The organism is Pseudoalteromonas sp. S1612 (assembly GCF_005887175.1).
Taxonomy (GTDB): domain Bacteria; phylum Pseudomonadota; class Gammaproteobacteria; order Enterobacterales; family Alteromonadaceae; genus Pseudoalteromonas; species Pseudoalteromonas undina.
The window spans coordinates 133,305-150,918 of the sequence record NZ_PNDH01000010.1; the positions used below are offsets into that span (position 1 = coordinate 133,305).

Below are 17,614 nucleotides of genomic sequence, written 5' to 3' on the forward strand. Positions count from 1 at the left end.
CGCTTAATTATACCAGCACAATAGCACCTGATTAAGCGGTTATTTTTTTAACCTCGCAGAGCAAGGGAATTGCTTAACCTTATACCCGCTTTTGTTTAGCCGATTTAAGTATTAAACGTAAATACAGAGGGATAGAAATAATGCTTATTATAATAGCCGCAATTAGCATCCAAGAAAGCTGCAGTGTTTCTTGCTTTTTATATTTATAAATAAAATCAGCTTTTACTTCATCAAACTTTGTTTGATCAATCTCATATAAGTCAGCAATTAAACGCCATTTAGCCATCGACATATTACCCACAGTAGTACTTGGTGGAGCAATATAGTCTTTAAGTACCTCAGCCTCATATGCCAGTTGATGAAAACTGCGATCAGGCGCATAAAACTGTTGGGTTATGGCAATGGCTTCATCCATATTCATTACCGCGTAGCGCCACCCTTTTAAACTTGCTTGATAAAACTTTTCTACCGTATCGGGGTGATACTTAACCATACTATCGCTGGTAAATAAAATATCCGCGTATACATCCATCCCATAACGTTGTGGACATATAAGTCGATGAGCAACCCCTTGCTGATCCATATGATAAGGTAGGTCGGTAACATACACTTCTATGGCATCTAATTTATTTTCCATCCATGCTTGTTGTAATTCATCGCCTTTGTAAACAGCCAGTTTTTCGGTATCAATACCACTGCGCTTAAGCATAGTTAGTAACTCAGAATTACTCTCTTTGCTGACTTCACTTACACGCTTGTTAATAAAATCACGAGCATGAAAAATATCTGAAGTTTCTTTTACCATCCAACAGTAAGGAGAAAACTGTAATATGGCAGCCATGGCTACAAAGGGTTCACCGGCAATACGGCGTTCTAATATACCTGAATGTGCTACACCAAATTGCGCCTCTCCTCGCTCTACCGCACCAAAACTATTTGGCCGTTTTGGATCGGCAGGAACTATATTGACGTCTAAACCGGCCTCATTATAAAAGCCTTTTTGTTTGGCCATATAATAGCCAGCGAATTGAAATTGGTGCGTCCACTTTAATTGTAACGTGACTGATTCCTGCGCCATTAACTGGCTACAAAAAAAGCAGGTGCTAATTATTATTCCTTTAAGTAGCAAAGCAGGCTTCCATAAACATGATAATTAATTATAACTATATGTAAAACAGCTAATAAAGCAAGCATCGGGATAAGATGCTTGCTTAGGATAGAGTTAGGCTAGAGCGATTTTTTCAAGCTTTTCTGCTTGAGGTTGGGTAGTTAAAAACTGAGTAAAACAGGGGTTATCGGTTTCGTCTTGGACACTGTAACCTAGCCGATTTAAGTGCTCATTAAACATCTCATATTGGCTTGGTTCAATAGCAAAGCCTGCTAATACATTCCCCATTGACCCGCCATGATTGCGGTAGTGAAATAAAGTGATATTCCAGTTACTACCCAGCGTATCTAAAAAGCGCGCCAATGCGCCTGGGTACTCTGGAAACTCAAACCTTAGTAAGCGTTCATGTAACTGCTCTGGCGCTTTACCGCCAACCATATAGCGTACATGCAGCTTTGCTAATTCGTTATCTGACAAATCGCAAAAGGTATATTTGTTATCTGTTAGACTTTGTTTAAGCTCTTCAAGTTCTGCTAACCCTTGACGTAGCGCAATACCAACAAAAATTTGCGCCTCGCCAGGCCCCGCATAACGATAGTTAAACTCAGTAATGGCACGCCCACCTAAAGATGTACAAAACTGCTTAAAACTACCGCGCTTTTCATCAATGGTCACGGCTAATAAAGCTTCGTTTTTCTCACCCAACGCAGTGCGCTCAGCCACATAACGTAAGCGATCAAAGTTTAAATTAGCACCAGACAAAATAGCGGCTAAATTTAACCCCTTTAAACCCGACTGCTGAGACCATTTTTTAAGCCCTGCAGTTGCAAGCGCTCCTGAAGGCTCAGCTATAGCACGGGTTGATACAAAAATATCTTGCATGGCTGCACATATTTCATCGTCTGATACGGTAACTACTTCATCACAAAACTTTTGTGCCAGTCTGAATGTTTCGCTACCAATTATTTTAACGGCAACACCATCGGCAAAACTGCCAACGCGATCGAGCTCTACCGGCTCGCCTGCTGCTAAAGCAGCTTTTAAGCAGGCGCTTTCATTCGCCTCAACCCCTATCACTTTGATATCGGGGCGCAGCGACTTAATATATACCGCCATACCTGCCAGCAAGCCGCCGCCGCCAACAGGAATAAATACCACATCTAAATCGTTGAGCTGTTGCATTAATTCACGGGCAACCGTACCTTGACCAACAATCACATCAGGGTCATCAAATGGCGGTACAAATACGCCGTTTCGCTGCTCAGTTAATTCCAGCGCATACGCCTTTGCGGTATCAAATTGATGGCCATGCAATACGACTTCACCACCCAATGCCCTTACCGCATTAACCTTTATTTCAGGTGTGGTCACGGGCATCACAATGGTGGCTTTGTGCCCTAAGTGTGAGGCACTTAGTGCCACACCCTGGGCATGGTTACCTGCGGATGCAGTGATCACAACCGAGCCTTTAGGCAGCTTATTTAATTTATTAAAAGCACCGCGTAATTTAAACGAGTACACGGGTTGCTGGTCTTCACGTTTTAACCAAACATGATTACCTAATCGTGCACTCAATTCGGCCATTTCACTTACCTCAGTCACCTTGGCTAAAGGCTCCATATTGGCTTGGATAATCGCGCGAAAATAATCGAGTTCTTGAGAAACCATACCTAGCTAAGCTCCTCCAGTTTGGCTAAATCGCGAACTGCACCTTTATCTGCGCTGGTTGCAAGTAGCGCATACGCTTTAAGCGCAGATGATACATAACGATCACGATTAAGCGGTTTATACGCTTGTTTACCACGAGCCAGTTGTTTTTGCTTGCGAGCTTCAAGCTCTTCACCGCTTAACGCCAGCGTTATTTCTCGAGTGGCAATATCGATGATAATTTTATCGCCGTTTTCAACATAAGCAATTGCGCCACCGCTGGCAGCTTCCGGCGATACGTGGCCAATCGATAGACCCGACGTGCCACCTGAAAAACGCCCATCAGTAATTAATGCACATTGCTCTGCCAAACCTTTTGATTTTAAATAGCTAGTTGGGTATAGCATTTCTTGCATACCAGGGCCGCCTTTAGGCCCTTCATAGCGAATAACCACCACGTCGCCGGCTTTTACTTCGCCATTTAAAATCCCTTCTACAGAGTCATCTTGTGATTCGTATACCACAGCAGTACCTTCAAAATGCAGCATTTCATCAACAACACCCGCACTTTTAACGATACAGCCATCTATTGCTAAATTACCTGAAAGCACGGCAAGGCCACCATCTTGACGAAATGCATGTTCTACACTGCGAATACAACCGTTTTCACGGTCGTTATCACCCTCATCCCAACGACAATCTTGGCTCATTGCTTTGGTGGTACGAATACCTGCAGGGCCAGCACGATAAAACTTTTGCGCAGCTTCGTTATTCGGATCGGTTGCATCCCACTTTTTAACCAGTTCACCCATTGTCATACCAGCAACATGGTTAACCGATAAATCAACTAACCCAGCCTTTCCAAGCTCGCGAACTATCGCCATCATGCCACCAGCACGGTGTACGTCTTCAATGTGGTATTGCGCTGTAGCTGGAGCAACTTTACATAAAAACGGGGTTTTACGTGAAAGTTCATCAATGTGTGACATATCAAAATCAACGCCGGCTTCTTGTGCCGCCGCGAGTAAATGCAATACCGTATTTGATGAACCGCCCATAGCAATATCAACCACCATAGAGTTCATAAATGCGGTTTTATTAGCGATAGCACGAGGCAGTACGTCTTGGTTATCTTTTTGATAGTACTCACGGCATAAATCAACGATACGTGCACCCGCTTCAACATATAGTTGTTTGCGGTCTTTATGGGTCGCAAGCGTGGTCCCGTTACCAGGCAGCGCAAGACCAATTGCTTCTAATAAACAGTTCATAGAATTGGCGGTAAACATCCCTGAACACGACCCACAGGTAGGGCATGCAGATCGCTCAACTTGCTCAGAGTCGGCATCACTTACCGATTCATCAGCGCCTTTAACCATAGCATCAACCAAATCGAGCTTAATATCGATATTCGCTAATTTGGTTTTACCTGCTTCCATTGGGCCGCCCGATACAAAAATAACGGGTATATTTAAACGCAGCGCCGCTAACATCATTCCAGGGGTGATTTTGTCGCAGTTAGAAATACAAATCATCGCATCGGCACAATGGCCGTTCACCATGTACTCTACCGAGTCGGCAATTAAATCGCGCGATGGCAGTGAATAAAGCATACCGCCGTGACCCATGGCAATACCGTCATCGATAGCAATGGTATTAAATTCTTTTGGTACACCACCGGCCTGAGTAATGGTTTCAGCCATCAGTTCACTAAGCTGATTAAGATGCACGTGCCCCGGTACAAATTGCGTAAATGAGTTCACAACAGCAATAATTGGCTTACCAAAGTCGGTATCAGTCATGCCTGTTGCACGCCATAATGCTCTTGCGCCTGCGCGTTTACGCCCTTCAGTGGTGGTTGCACTTCTTAATTTAGCCATAGTTACCTCAGTGTTTGCCGCAATTAATGCGGGCATTCCTCATTCTAAAAATTGATGAATAACCAAATAATCGGTTATTCGTAAAATTCGTTAAATTTATTTTATACAGCCTGTTGCTGTAAGCTTTGTAGCGTCACATGTTTCACATCAACCAATTTATTTAACTGGCTAGTAAGCAAGTAAATTGGTTTATCACTATCAACCGTCATTGCCATATTATATTGACCATCGTCCATATTGAGCTGTAAGTGAGTCAAGTCAAAACCACGATGACGTACGACACGTAAAAAGCGCTCGATTGCGACACTTTGACTTTTTAAGGCAATAGTTAAGTTGTGTTTCATTGTGCTTTCTCCGTCATCATTTCATCGTTGGCAGCTCCAGGCGGAACAAGTGGCCATACGTTTTCTTTATCATCGATACAAGCATGAACAATATAGGGTCCATCGCTATTTAATAAGGCAGTGATTGCATCATCCACTTGGTTGGCATGGGTAATAGTTTGCCCAGGAATGCCAAACACAGCAGCAAGTTGTACAAAGTCAGGGTTATCTGACAGGTTAGTTTCGCTGTAACGCCCTTCAAAAAATAGTTCTTGCCATTGGCGCACCATACCTAAGCGCTGGTTATCAAGTATCAGTATTTTTACTGGTAAATTATTACGGCGAATAGTGGCAAGCTCTTGAATGTTCATCATGATTGAACCATCACCTGAAACGGTGATCACAAAGTCATCTTTACGCGCGATTTGTGCACCTATGGCGGCAGGTAAACCAAACCCCATGGTGCCTGCACCACCACTGCTCAAATGGTTGCAAGGGTGGCTAAACTTCATGTGCTGAGCTACCCACATTTGATGCTGGCCTACATCACAACACACCACACTAGTGCTTGGCATACGCTGGCTAAGTTGATTAAGTAAGTAAGGGGCAAATACTTTTTCTCCAGGGTAGTCGTAGCGCCACGCGTGTTTAACCTTCATTTGTTTACTATGATCGCACCACGCTTTTGGTGTAACCACGCACTCAAGTGCAGGAAGTGACGTTTTTAAATCAGCAATTAATGACGCTTTTGCGGGTTTACGTTTTCCTACCTCGGCTGCATCTATGTCTAAATGAATCACGTTTGCTTTTGCAGCAAACTTAGCTAAATTGCCGGTTACACGGTCATCAAAGCGTGCGCCAATACACACTAATACATCACATTCTTGCACCGCTAAATTAGCCGCTTGACCGCCATGCATACCTAGCATACCTAAATCATATTCGTAATCAGGTAATACACTGCCCAGTGCTTTAAGGGTTGAAACCGCTGGCATTTGCGTTTTATTTAAAAATTGCATTAAATGCGCTTGTGCATTCGCAGCATGAACTCCGCCACCAACATAGGCAACAGGCTGTTTGGCTTCACTGAGTAATTGGTTAGCAATAGCGACTTGATTTAGATCTAGTTGAGGCAAATATTCATCTACCGCTAACCAAGGTTTAAAAGGTACTTGCGCCATTTGAATGTCTTTGGGGATATCAACCAAAACAGGGCCTGGTCGACCGCTTTGTGCTAAATGCATCGCCTCTTGTAATATTTCGGCTAAATCTTCTGCTCGCTCAACCATATAACTGTGTTTTGTACATGAAAGCGACATACCCAACACGTCTATTTCTTGAAAGGCGTCAGAACCAATAGCTGCGGTTGGTACTTGCCCGGTGATGGCAAGTAAAGGCACTGAGTCCATCATGGCATCAGCCAATGCGGTAATTAAGTTAGTAGCACCCGGGCCTGATGTTGCTAAACATACACCTAAGCGGCCAGTACTGCGTGCATAACCTACAGCTGCAAACCCTGCGCCTTGTTCATGGCGAGTGAGGTAATGTTTTACAGGCGCACCATACAAGGCATCGTAGATGGGCATAATAGCACCACCTGGGTAGCCAAATACTTCATCTACGCCGTGCTTGGCGAGTAAATCAATTGTTAGTTCTGCGCCTGTCATTAGTAAATCCTCATTCCTGTGTGACAACCCGTTAAAATTTAATCTTAAAACTAAAAAGCCCCCCGGACGGTTAAGTGCGGAGGGCTTTTCAATGCTTAGTTTTTTAAAGCACTACGAAGCCCTCGCGGGAATAATCACCACGATAATAATCAGGACTAGGTTAAGTGCATTGTTAAGCATAAAATTTAATACCATTTAATTTCTGTAATTACGAAACTCTTGTTTCGCTGTCTTTTTATATTAGTACCGCGCTCAGGGCGCTAAGTCAACATCAAATTCAATCCAAAATAATTATAAAAACACGCCGGCCTAGGTTTTAAAATTCAAACAACCTAAACAAAGTGAATTTTTTATCCCTTCATTTCAACTCAGGAAATTCACTATTCTTATAACGGTGAATTATGGTTTGATTAATTTTTAGCAAACCGCTGTATTTTATAGCTCACAAAATAAAATAAATTGACTTCTTAAGCGTTTCTTAAGTGTGACGTCCTAGCATAACAACGTTCACTAAAAAGAGATGTGTTATGAATTCAATTTTCAAACTCAGTAAGCAATCGCAAGCAAACACCAAAAAGCGTTTTTACTTTAACTGCAGCGCTAATGCATTTGTTATTTTAATGGCATGCTATTACGGCTTAATCATTAATATTCCATTTATGCATGGTGCGTTTGGCGCTATTACTTCGCTGCACACATTTTCGTGGTTATTTCTATTTTCTGTACCGCTACTACTTGTGTGTTTATTAGTTATATTTTTTTCTTTGGTGTCTGTTCGAGGGCTATTAAAACCCATCAACTACTTACTACTCGTGCTCTCAAGTGCCGCACTTTACGGCTCATTAAACTATGGAGTGGTATTTGATTACTCAATGATACAAAACGCAGCAGAGACGGACTCTAGTGAAGCGTTAAGCTATTTAAACTTGCAACTTGTTGGCTTTTTACTGCTTTTTGGCGCATTACCTGCCTTTGTTTTGAGTCGTATAAACGTAAACTGTGCCCGCCCACACAAAGAAATACTCAGTCGTATTAAACTGTTACTAGCATGCGGTGCTTTGATTGCTTTAGTGGTAGTAAACTTTTACGCCGATTATGCGGCAACAGGTCGAAATAACCGTATATTGAAAAAAGAAATCATTCCATTTCAATACCTTTCTAGTGGCTATAAGTATGCACGTGACCAGTTGCTTTACAGCGATATTAAATTTAAAAATATTGATACCACACCAACTTTAGCATCGCCAAGTACAACACGAGTTACTGTCATAGTAGTAGGTGAAACCGCACGAGCTGAAAATTTTTCCTACCAAGGCTATGAGCGCAATACCAACCAATACACACAAAAACATAATGTCACTTATTTCGATAATGTATCGTCGTGTGGCACGGCCACAGCAGTGTCAGTACCGTGTATGTTTTCACTGCAAACTCATGCCAATTTTTCTCGTTTAGACAGTGATAATCAGCAAAACGTGATTGATTTGATACAGCAAGCAGGCGCAGATGTCTTGTGGGTTGATAATAACAGTGGCTGTAAAAACGTCTGCTCGCGCGTACCTACCATTAATATTGATAGCAAAGCATCCGGACTATGTGATGGTAAATACTGTTTTGATGAAGCGTTGCTAACCCCACTAAAGCACAAGCTTGCTAACTTGAGTCAGGCTAATACGCTTATAGTGCTGCATATGATGGGTTCACATGGCCCTACTTACTTTAAGCGCTACCCTGAAAAATTTAAACAGTTTAGTCCAACCTGCGACCGCAGCGATATTCAGAACTGTAACGCTGAAGAACTGGTTAACACCTACGATAATACAATTGCTTATAGTGATTTTATCAACGCTCAAGTTATTGAACAGTTAAAGGCACTACCAGCCAATATTGATAAGCAATTACTGTATGTGTCGGACCATGGCGAGTCGCTCGGTGAAAATGGTGCGTACTTACATGGCTTTCCCTATGCATTTGCACCAACAACTCAAACCCATGTGCCTCTTTACATCTGGGCTGATGAGCATAATCAGCGCATTACAGCCAAGTGTCTCAACAATTTAAATAGCACTTTAGCGCAATCACACGATGCTATTTTTCATACCCTTTTAAACTTAACCGGTGTTGTGAGTAAAACCTACCAAACCTCTGAAGATTTACTCGCGTCATGTCAAACGATTAACCATAGCGAAGCTAAAATATGAATAATAAAACCGTTATAAAACGCCAAGGCCTAATGCGCCTAATTTTTACCTTAAGCCATACATTTAACGGCCTAAAATGGATGAGCCGATTTGAGGCTGCTTTTCAGCAAGAGTTGGTTTTATTTAGTTTGCTAGGCGTATTTGCCTGCTTGCAAGAAATTACTTTAAGTAGCAAGTTAATATTAATTGCCAGCTTATTGTTTGTGTTATTTGCTGAGTTGGTCAATACCGCAGTCGAAGTGGTGGTTGATCGCATCGGTAGCGAATATCATGAACTATCAGGCCTAGCTAAAGACATCGCTTCTGCCAGTGTCTTTATCGCCATGCTCATCACCGTTCTGCTTTGGTGGTCTGTTTTATGGGCTTAATTTGCCAAAGTAAAAAAAGCATTAGTGCTGCCGTAGGTCATGGTGGTGTTTTTTCTCAGTCTATGAAGCTTTTCACGAATCGCCTTGAGTTCATAACAAAGTGAACGCGCTTTGACTAATTTTGGCAACATGGCCTACAGCAATAATTGGTATCAATAGCGCTTTTAATCTGGCATTTTTACGTTACCTATATAGTAAACTAAGTTAGTATTTATAAAACAACTTAAACATGGCTAGGATTTTTTATGAAAGTGTCATTGCGTATCAGTCATTTATTGATAACGTTCGTTTTTTTAGCATTTAGTGTCAATGGCTATGCAGCTCCTGCTATATTCAAAATAGAAAAACAAGGCGCTAGTTCGTATTTATTTGGCACCGTGCATGTAGGTGATGCCAGCATGAAAGGGCTACCACAAAAAGTGACTCACGCACTGGATAACAGCAAGCAAGTGGTTGTTGAAGTGGATATTAGTAAGCTATCACCTTTACAAATGCAGCAACGCTCTATGCCGTATATGCTGCTTAATAACGGGCGCACACTACAGAGTGAGCTGTCGACAGAAAATTATCAACTCCTGAAAGACTACTTTGCTAAAAAGTCGATTGATATTGCCATGTTCAACAGCTTTAAACCTTGGGCTGTGATGTTAACCATGATGCAAATTGAGTTTCAAAACGCAGGATATTCAGATAAAAATGGCATTGATAAGCAAATATTAGATTATGCCCAACAGCATAATATTAAAATTGCAGAGCTTGAAACCATAGAGCAGCAACTACAAATGTTTAATGGGTTAGAGTCATTAAGCAACGCTATGATGGCAGAAACCTTTGAACAACTCAGTGATATTAATACCTACTTTATTTCTCTAGTAAATGCATGGAAACAGGGCGATATGAAAACCCTAACCAGCTACTACCACACCAGTTTTGATAACAGCCAATACGGCCAACAAAGCGAACAAGTGATGCTAATTGAGCGTAATAATAATTGGGTCACTCAGCTCACCCCAAAACTTGAACAAGGCAATATTTTTATAGCGGTAGGTGCTCTGCATTTAGTTGAGCAACATGGCTTAATTAAACAACTGCGTGACCAAGGATTCACGGTGACTCAGTTATAAACAAGCTTATATAATCGACTCACTATGAGCCGTATGCTGTTCATAGTAAGTTGGTTTAAAATCTTCCATTTTTAGGGTGTGTTCAATCCCTTTAATGGTATCTGCTGCATGATGGTTTACATAAATAACGGTACTCGTTTTTGCCGCACACACCTTTTCTATCAGCAGTAAAACGCGTTGACGATTTGCCTCATCAAGCCCTAAACATGGCTCATCTAAAATAACTAAGGCGGGGTGTTTGACCATTGCGCGTACAATAAGTAATAGGCGCTGATCGCCATACGATAGTTGAGTAAAAGCGCAATTAGCTTTATCGCTAAGGCCAATTAGTGCCAACCACTGTTTCGCTAACCGCATTTGTAACTCATTGGCTTGTTGATATAAACCAATACTATCGAAAAACCCAGAGATAACAGTATTGAGCGCCGAAATACTCACTCTATACTGTAAATGCAAGGTATTAGAGATATAACCAATATGCTGTTTTATATCCCAAATACTCTCTCCTGTGCCACGCTTGAAACCAAACACCTCAATCTCATTGTTATAACACTGAGGGTTATCACCGGTGATTAAATTTAATAAACAGGTTTTTCCTGAGCCATTCTTGCCGGTAAGTTGCCAATGTTGGTGTTGCTTAATCGTCCAGTTTAAGTTTTCAAAAATAGTCTGTTCACCATAACGTACATGCGTATCAGTAAGCTTAACGAGTGGCGCGTTTACATTTGAAATAAAAGTAGGCTCGGGTGAACCTGGAATAGTTATAGATGTATGTTCTAAATGCAGTAACTTAAACAAATCGGCTCGTTTTGCTGCGCACGGTTTTGCTAAGCTATGTTGTAAAAGACCCTTGCTCACATAAGCAAAGTGATCAACAAACGCAGGAATTTCATCAACACGGTTTAGTACAAACACAAAGCAAGTGTGCGTACTCAGTTGCTTTAATAGGCGGTTTAACTGCCTAGCCGATTCAGTGTCTAAGCCATCAAATGGTTCATCAAGCACAACTAAATCACTATTAGCAGACAGTGCTTTAATCAATAATAATTTACGTGTTTCACCGGTCGATAAATCAGTAAAATTACGATTAAGTAAGGCATCAAAATTAAGAGCCGTAATTAGCTGTTGGCATAAATCGCTATTTATTTCAGGCGCAGAAAAGAGTATGTCGGTTACTTTTTGTGGTTTATCACTTTTGCGATTAGCGCTTAATAACTGCTTTTGTAAATCACTTGAAACTAACTGTAGATTATTAAAAGTACTATGGCGTTGCCCACTTTGTTGCTTGGCTTCACCAATAAGCGTAGCCCCAAGCGCAGATTTACCGGCGCCATTGCCGCCAAGCAATACCCAGTGTTCCCCCTGTTTTACTTGCCAAGTTAAATCCTTAATATAATAGCGATTACTGCCACCGGTGGATAAATAACCATTAAATTGCTGAAGTAAAATTGAGCTCACACTAGCTACCAAAATAAGTCTTAAAAATTCAAATTAACGTACAAAATAACAATTAGGCAAGTGAGATTTAATCAACCTCTGTTAGAAGAGCATCGTTTAGTGCCGCTATTATACTTTGCTGATCTATGGGTTTATGAATATGACTTATTGCTCCACAAGCTTTAGCGCGAGCTATATCACTATCAGAAGTGTTTGCGGTAACCACAATAATGGGTCGTTTTTTGTCTTTTTCATGCAGCAGCTTTGTGGCTTCAAAGCCATCCATAACCGGCATATTTAAATCCATAAATATAACATCATAGCTATTTTCAGCCGCCATTTCACAAGCGACTTTGCCATTTTCAGCCGATTCAACCTGTATGTTCAAAGAACTTAATAACTTTGTTAGTACCAACATGTTGAGCGGGTTATCTTCAACCACTAAACACTTAAGATCATCAGGCAAGCGCGTTGGCTTAGTTTCGCTTGTGTCCATATCTAATGGTAGGCTTAAAAATACAATGGCGCCTTGTGGATGATTATTCTCAAAACGAATGTCGCCATTAAGCGCATTAACAATATATTGCACGCGGGTAAGCCCTGTTCTGAGGCCTTGAAAATGGTTACTTTGTTGATCGTTATCTAATTCGAGCTGACCAACCGGGTGGCTAAAGCCACAACCACTGTCTTTTATGCTTAACTCTAACCGATGGTTATTGAGCGTAGCAATGACGGTGACCTCTCCTTGCTCAGTAAACTTTAATGCGTTATTAAGTAGTTCAGAAACAATTTGTTGTAGCCGTGCGTGATCTATAATCACCGCGCAATCTAAGCTCGGCGCTAACTCGGTAATTAACTTTAACCCTTTCTCAGTACAGCCATATTGATACACCGCCAGTATTTTGTTTAAAGTTGTTAGTAGGTTGTCTGAGGTCGGCTTTAACGACCAGCGATTTAAACTAAGCGCTTGCAAATCTTGAAGTTCATCTAACATCGCTAGCAGCCTAACAGAACAATACTGAGCTTGACGCTGAATTTGTTGTTGCGAGCTGGGAATGCTTAATTCATTTATAGAACTAATTAATCCCTGTAACGGGGTTCTAAACTCATGACTGGCGCGTGCAATAAAATGTTCTTTATTCTGACTGACTTGCTCGGCAAATTCTTTTTGTTGTTGATACTCAAGCAGGGTCTGCAAAACTTGCCTCTCCATTGGCATAAACACAAATCTTAACTCTATAAGCAATAACGCTAGAGTCAAAAACCAACACAACAGCTCAATATTAGCTACCCAATTAACCTTTGTCACCGCTTGCTGCTCAAATAAGCTCACCGCGGTGTCTAATTTTTTTAATAATGCTTCAATCTCGCCCACAGAAAACATCACGGGATTCGCTTGTTCTTGTTGGGTCAGTAATTTTTTTGCTTGCTTTATAAAACTAGATACCTCGGCATCTAGGTTACCTGGGGCGGCATAATATAAATCAACTAAAGCAGCATTTAAATAAATCGCCTCACCTTGCTCATTTTTAGTGAGTAAAAAAGTATGTCCTTGCTCGAATAGCCCAAGTGAGTGGACTAACGATTTCAGGTGCAGTTCTTTGTTAGCTGTTTGATTAATTAGCGCATTACTATGCCACGCTATTTTTTGTGACAGCATACGTTGCTTACCCGCTATATTGATAATTTTCGCATCGTATTTTTGCACAGAAAAGACGTATTGCATGAGTAGTGCGGATACGCTGATCAGCAAGGCAATAGCAATTAATGCCCACCGATAACGCGTGCGAATACTCTTTACAATATTAAACATAAACCAAGCTGCTTTTTATTTTCACTTTAGTCTAACTGTAGCAAGTTAATCAGTTAATTCACTAATTATTAGATATAAAAAAGCCCAACTAAAAAGCTGGGCTACTTACAATATCATTAACGATTTTCTAAGCGGTTATAATCAAACATACCAAATTCAACCCCTCGATACTGGCGGGCAACGTGATGTAATATATCGCTGTATTGCCAAAACTGAGGGTGCGTTCGACGAATCGCAAACTTAGACTTTAAAGCCCGATAATCCGCCTCTACTTGCATAAGCGGTAGCTGCTCTGCAAATGCAGCAACTTGTTGCGGGTTATTTAAATACCAAATTGCTGATGGGTAATCACCAATAAAACCTGGCACAATTGTCACGGTATCTTCTTCATAAGCACGCTGGCCGTCTTCGTTTAATAAGCTCGAAATATTATAATGCGCGTTATGATGAATAATCGTATAAGCCTTGTGCTCATCTTGCTCTTTTACTAACACATACGATAGCTGCGGGAGTAAGTTAATTGCTTTAGCGGGCATGGTGTTAATTGCACTTAATGGTGCGGGTACTTTTTTATAGTCATAACGAGGACTTAATACCGGCTCAAGCGTTTGTTTAATTAATCCATATAACTCTGATTGTGGCTTATCAGTTTGGTAACTAATACCGCTGGGTTGACTAAACTCACGGTTATTTTCGAAAAAGGTCGATAGACTTGGCGGTGATTTACGATACCAGCTTTGCTTAATAGCTTCGCGTTGTGACTCTGGTAATAACGCAAGAAAGTTTTGCTCACCTTCCAAGCGTAAAAAATCCATATATAAACGTGTTATCAATTGATGGCCAATATTGCCATACACATCAAAGCCTGCCACTAGTAAGTAGTGAATACGCTCAAACAATGCATAATCAAGTACCCACATCGTTTTAGGTTGCTGGCCAACAAGCCCTTTTACAACTGTTGCACTATCAAAATGGCGAAAAATTGTCAGCGCCGCATTTTGGTTATGCCCTTCCCCTTTCCACAGTAAATCAGTAGTTAAGTGCTCGCCATTTTTGAACATTTTATTAGCTAGCTCTACCTTGGCTTTTAAATAGCGTTTTTCGCGAACTGAGTATTTTACCCAGTTAGAAATAGGTAACGCATTACTCTCCTCGGCTGCTGGTAACTCTAATGCGTCTTCATGTTGCATTAGCATTTTACCAACCTCTGGAGTCGCCACTTTTTCAGGATCGGCAAATGCCACCCAAAAATGGTCATTAATCACGTTCAGTGCTATTTGACCACGGCAAACAGGTCCTTTAATGAAGCCCATAATAATTAACTCAGCTTCATCGAGCATAAATTGATACTTAGCATCAATAGGCAGTGCTTCAAAAGTTTTAAATGGGTTTGATGCAAGTGCTGGCTCATAGCTTGGTAAGCTAGATACAGTGTATTTTGGTGCGATGAACTGCTGATATAAGCGCGTTAACTTCTCATCCGTTAACTTAAGTGGCAAATGCGTTTTTGACAAAATAGTAGAACGGTCGTGAAGCAGTCGATAATAAACACGCTCAACATTTGGGTTATCATAAGGGCGACGAGCGCTAATTAACTTAATATCTTCCCCAGGAGGAGTGCTTGAACGCACCAACTTAAAAAAGTTTGGTGATTGCGCATCACTAAAATAGATGTGCGCTAAAAACCAATGTTCATAAATATAACGCGCTGATAACTGATACTTCAAACCATCTTGATTTAAAAATGCTTCCCAGTTTTTTACCTTTGCAAGCTCAGCAGCTGATGGCGGCTTGATATGCGCCATTTTCCCACCTTTTTTAATCCAATTTTGTAGATGCTGAAATTCAGCAGCCGACACCCCTGGTAAGCCATAAGGCATACCCGCATGCGGTTGCTCATCCGCTAATTGGTCAAACTCACCCATGGTCGCACAACTTTGGTTGCGACTAAGCGAAAAATCAAAGCGTTCATCTAATACTTCATCTTCTGGCAAAGGTGAACTTTGCTTTAATACCAGCGTGTTAAATAACACACTACCGGCTAAATTGGCTTCTTCATTTTGTGCTCGCTCGTTTAATACCGGGCTAAACTCTTTTTCACGCCATTGCTCAGTGGTGGTTGCATCAAATAATAATCGGCTCGGCGTTGAGGCTAACAACCGAGTACCATCGTACACCAGCTCTTTACTTAGCCCTCTATCTATTCCCTCAGGAGACGACAACTTCAACTGGCAAGGCGCATCATAACAACCATGGCAAACCACGCAGCGAGTATCTATTACAGGCTTTACATGTTGAAGAAATTCGGCGCCATCACCACTATTAGCGTCAACAATACGCGCTTGTGTTTTTTCGGGACCAAACAGTTCGTTATAATGAGCATTTCCTAGGTAGGCACAGCCACTTAAAATAATCAGTACAAATGTACTTATAATGATCTTTTTCATTACTCTGCCTCATCGCCCAAATCGAACGTGGGCATCATATCAACTTGAGGTGATACGAATGTCAGCTCATCAACTGTAGTCACTACAGCGCTTAATAGAGGGCCTTGGGTGAGCGTTAGTTGAGCGTCATGTTCGCTTTGCACTACACTTGAAAAGCTTGAATTGATGACATTCAATTCATAGTCCGTAATGCTTATGCCAATACTACTGTCAGCACTGGGATTTTGGCATAGCTGAGTCAGTAGCTCATCACTTAAAATAACTGAAATTTCCACGTCAGGCTGCGCTAAGTCACGGGTACTTAGTGTCTCATCTAGAATAAATAAAGGGAGGGTTAAATTGCTATCTTGTTCAAGTTCCATTGGACTCTCTTGCTGACTGGCGGTGTAATTACCGCCATTATAGCAAAAAAGCACATAATTACTGCGACTAAATAACCATACTAAAGCCTAAAATTAATCCTAAGCATTGCTAATTACTAAGCTTTAATATCATCCATTGCCGATTCAATCATAGAAAAAACAGCCCCTTGAGGATCGCAAATAACACTAAAACGCCCTACATCAGGGATATCTGTAGCAGGTACGCACACTTGCCCTCCAAGGATCGCCGCTTTTTTTACATAGCTATCGCAGTTATCCACGGCAAAGTAAATCATCCAATGGGGAGGCACGTCTTCTGGCCACTCATTATTCATTTGTAGCATGCCCGCTACAGGCTTACCTGCAACTAAGAACAAGGTGTAATCCATACCTTCCATAGGCTTTATTTCACTTTGCCAACCTAGTAATTCGCAGTAAAAGTGACGGCTCGCTTCGCTATCACGCGTTGCCATTTCGTGCCAATAAGGCGTGCCGAGCTCACAAGGGCGCTGACATCCTATGTGCTCTTTACCTTGCCATAACGCCACTATGGCGCCGGTTGGGTCTTTAAGCATTAACATGCGCCCTGCATTCATAACATTGTGAGGGCCTGCTATAATTTGCGCGCCTAGCTTTTGCGCCTTAATTGCACATGTATCAACATCATCTACTGCAATATAGGTAAGCCAGTAGCTAGGTGTGGAATCGTCCACTTACTCTTTAGGCATTTGGTACATGGCAGCAATATCGTCACCTTGCTTTTGAAGCATTGTGTAATATTCATCTTCGCCAATTGGCTGGTCGTCATTCCCCCATTCAAACAACGAGGTATAAAAAGCTTTTCCATCTTTCCAATTATGAGTACACAGTTCAGCCCAGCAAAATATACCTTGCGGATAATTATTTTTATTATTCATCGCCCATTTCCTGTTGTAAATTTAAGCTATTTTTAGCTTAGGCTAATAGTCTATAAGAGTCGATAGCTATTCAATGAATAGACATGTCTTTACTGAGTTTTAGCGTATAGTCATATTCCCTTCTATGAAAAAACAGCGCTCAAATATTAAACTATAGATATTCAGAGGTTCTTAAACCGCTGGCTTCTACTCGGGGTTGATACTAACTCAGGCTACTTAGCTTACATTAGCACCGAGCACCTAAAAGCTGATAGCTAATCACTTTTCTTCAAGCATTAAAAAACCCGAGACTAAGCTCGGGTTTTTTTAATGCTTAATGC

At 41.3% G+C, this 17,614-nt stretch carries 12 protein-coding genes and 1 pseudogene; 3 read left to right on the forward strand and 10 right to left on the reverse strand.

Translation table 11 applies throughout. The annotated features are described in order from the left end of the window. Positions 1-79 precede the first annotated feature (79 nt). The 5 genes from CWB78_RS05105 to ilvG all read right to left on the reverse strand — a co-directional run bounded on the left by CWB78_RS05105 (position 80) and on the right by ilvG (position 6,625). Positions 80-1,078, reverse strand: coding sequence for an ABC transporter substrate-binding protein (locus CWB78_RS05105; RefSeq protein WP_138594485.1), 999 nt, complete (start codon positions 1,076-1,078; stop codon positions 80-82). A gap of 144 nt (positions 1,079-1,222) precedes the next feature. Then, a complete protein-coding gene (gene ilvA / locus CWB78_RS05110) occupies positions 1,223-2,776 on the reverse strand; it encodes a threonine ammonia-lyase, biosynthetic (protein ID WP_138594487.1) in 1,554 nt (517 codons plus the stop codon). A gap of 2 nt (positions 2,777-2,778) precedes the next feature. After that, positions 2,779-4,635 carry a dihydroxy-acid dehydratase gene (ilvD, locus tag CWB78_RS05115; protein ID WP_055012296.1) on the reverse strand — a complete coding sequence of 619 codons (1,857 nt, stop codon included), beginning with the start codon at positions 4,633-4,635 and terminating at the stop codon, positions 2,779-2,781. A gap of 101 nt (positions 4,636-4,736) precedes the next feature. Then, positions 4,737-4,979 (reverse strand): acetolactate synthase 2 small subunit, encoded by a 243-nt coding sequence (gene ilvM / locus CWB78_RS05120; protein WP_008112745.1) that lies wholly within the window; start codon positions 4,977-4,979, stop codon positions 4,737-4,739. Next, on the reverse strand, positions 4,976-6,625 hold the full coding sequence (ilvG, locus tag CWB78_RS05125) for an acetolactate synthase 2 catalytic subunit (RefSeq protein WP_138594489.1): 1,650 nt from the start codon (positions 6,623-6,625) through the stop codon (positions 4,976-4,978). The genes ilvM and ilvG overlap by 4 nt, the downstream gene beginning before the upstream one ends. 527 nt (positions 6,626-7,152) lie before the next feature. Here ilvG and CWB78_RS05130 point away from each other — a divergent pair. From CWB78_RS05130 to CWB78_RS05140, 3 genes are all read left to right on the forward strand, one after another. After that, positions 7,153-8,826: a phosphoethanolamine transferase gene (locus CWB78_RS05130; RefSeq protein WP_138594491.1), complete on the forward strand. Its 1,674-nt coding sequence runs from the start codon at positions 7,153-7,155 to the stop codon at positions 8,824-8,826. Next, positions 8,823-9,194, forward strand: a complete 372-nt coding sequence (locus tag CWB78_RS05135) for a diacylglycerol kinase (protein WP_010390346.1) — start codon at positions 8,823-8,825, stop codon at positions 9,192-9,194. Before CWB78_RS05130 ends, CWB78_RS05135 begins: the two co-directional genes overlap by 4 nt. A gap of 245 nt (positions 9,195-9,439) precedes the next feature. After that, entirely contained in the window at positions 9,440-10,318 is an 879-nt protein-coding gene (locus CWB78_RS05140) for a TraB/GumN family protein (protein ID WP_076918837.1), read from the forward strand. A gap of 6 nt (positions 10,319-10,324) precedes the next feature. Here CWB78_RS05140 and CWB78_RS05145 read toward each other — a convergent pair whose 3' ends face one another. From CWB78_RS05145 to CWB78_RS05165, 5 genes and pseudogenes are all read right to left on the reverse strand, one after another. After that, positions 10,325-11,776, reverse strand: a complete 1,452-nt coding sequence (locus CWB78_RS05145; RefSeq protein ID WP_138594493.1) for an ATP-binding cassette domain-containing protein — start codon at positions 11,774-11,776, stop codon at positions 10,325-10,327. A 67-nt stretch (positions 11,777-11,843) separates the two neighbouring features. Then, positions 11,844-13,568 (reverse strand): response regulator, encoded by a 1,725-nt coding sequence (locus tag CWB78_RS05150; RefSeq protein ID WP_138594495.1) that lies wholly within the window; start codon positions 13,566-13,568, stop codon positions 11,844-11,846. Between the two features lie 116 nt (positions 13,569-13,684). Next, the gene (locus tag CWB78_RS05155; protein ID WP_055012289.1) at positions 13,685-16,015 is read right to left on the reverse strand and encodes a fatty acid cis/trans isomerase; all 2,331 of its coding nucleotides are present in this window, start codon (positions 16,013-16,015) and stop codon (positions 13,685-13,687) included. Further along, complete coding sequence (locus CWB78_RS05160) at positions 16,015-16,377, reverse strand: hypothetical protein (protein WP_054202577.1); 363 nt, start codon at positions 16,375-16,377, stop codon at positions 16,015-16,017. The genes CWB78_RS05155 and CWB78_RS05160 overlap by 1 nt, the downstream gene beginning before the upstream one ends. Before the next feature lie 116 nt (positions 16,378-16,493). Further along, positions 16,494-17,294 (reverse strand): annotated as a pseudogene (locus tag CWB78_RS05165) (VOC family protein). Between the last annotated feature and the right edge of the window lie 320 nt (positions 17,295-17,614).

Bases quoted from the DNA above. Each gene is read 5' to 3' on its own strand.
- CWB78_RS05135 (WP_010390346.1), top strand. From the start codon at position 8,823: ATGAATAATAAAACCGTTATAAAACGCCAAGGCCTAATGCGCCTAATT.
- CWB78_RS05160 (WP_054202577.1), bottom strand. From the start codon at position 16,377: ATGGAACTTGAACAAGATAGCAATTTAACCCTCCCTTTATTTATTCTA.
- ilvD (WP_055012296.1), bottom strand. From the start codon at position 4,635: ATGGCTAAATTAAGAAGTGCAACCACCACTGAAGGGCGTAAACGCGCA.
- ilvG (WP_138594489.1), bottom strand. From the start codon at position 6,625: ATGACAGGCGCAGAACTAACAATTGATTTACTCGCCAAGCACGGCGTA.
- CWB78_RS05105 (WP_138594485.1), bottom strand. From the start codon at position 1,078: ATGGCGCAGGAATCAGTCACGTTACAATTAAAGTGGACGCACCAATTT.
- CWB78_RS05140 (WP_076918837.1), top strand. From the start codon at position 9,440: ATGAAAGTGTCATTGCGTATCAGTCATTTATTGATAACGTTCGTTTTT.
- CWB78_RS05130 (WP_138594491.1), top strand. From the start codon at position 7,153: ATGAATTCAATTTTCAAACTCAGTAAGCAATCGCAAGCAAACACCAAA.
- ilvM (WP_008112745.1), bottom strand. From the start codon at position 4,979: ATGAAACACAACTTAACTATTGCCTTAAAAAGTCAAAGTGTCGCAATC.
- CWB78_RS05155 (WP_055012289.1), bottom strand. From the start codon at position 16,015: ATGAAAAAGATCATTATAAGTACATTTGTACTGATTATTTTAAGTGGC.
- ilvA (WP_138594487.1), bottom strand. From the start codon at position 2,776: ATGGTTTCTCAAGAACTCGATTATTTTCGCGCGATTATCCAAGCCAAT.
- CWB78_RS05150 (WP_138594495.1), bottom strand. From the start codon at position 13,568: ATGTTTAATATTGTAAAGAGTATTCGCACGCGTTATCGGTGGGCATTA.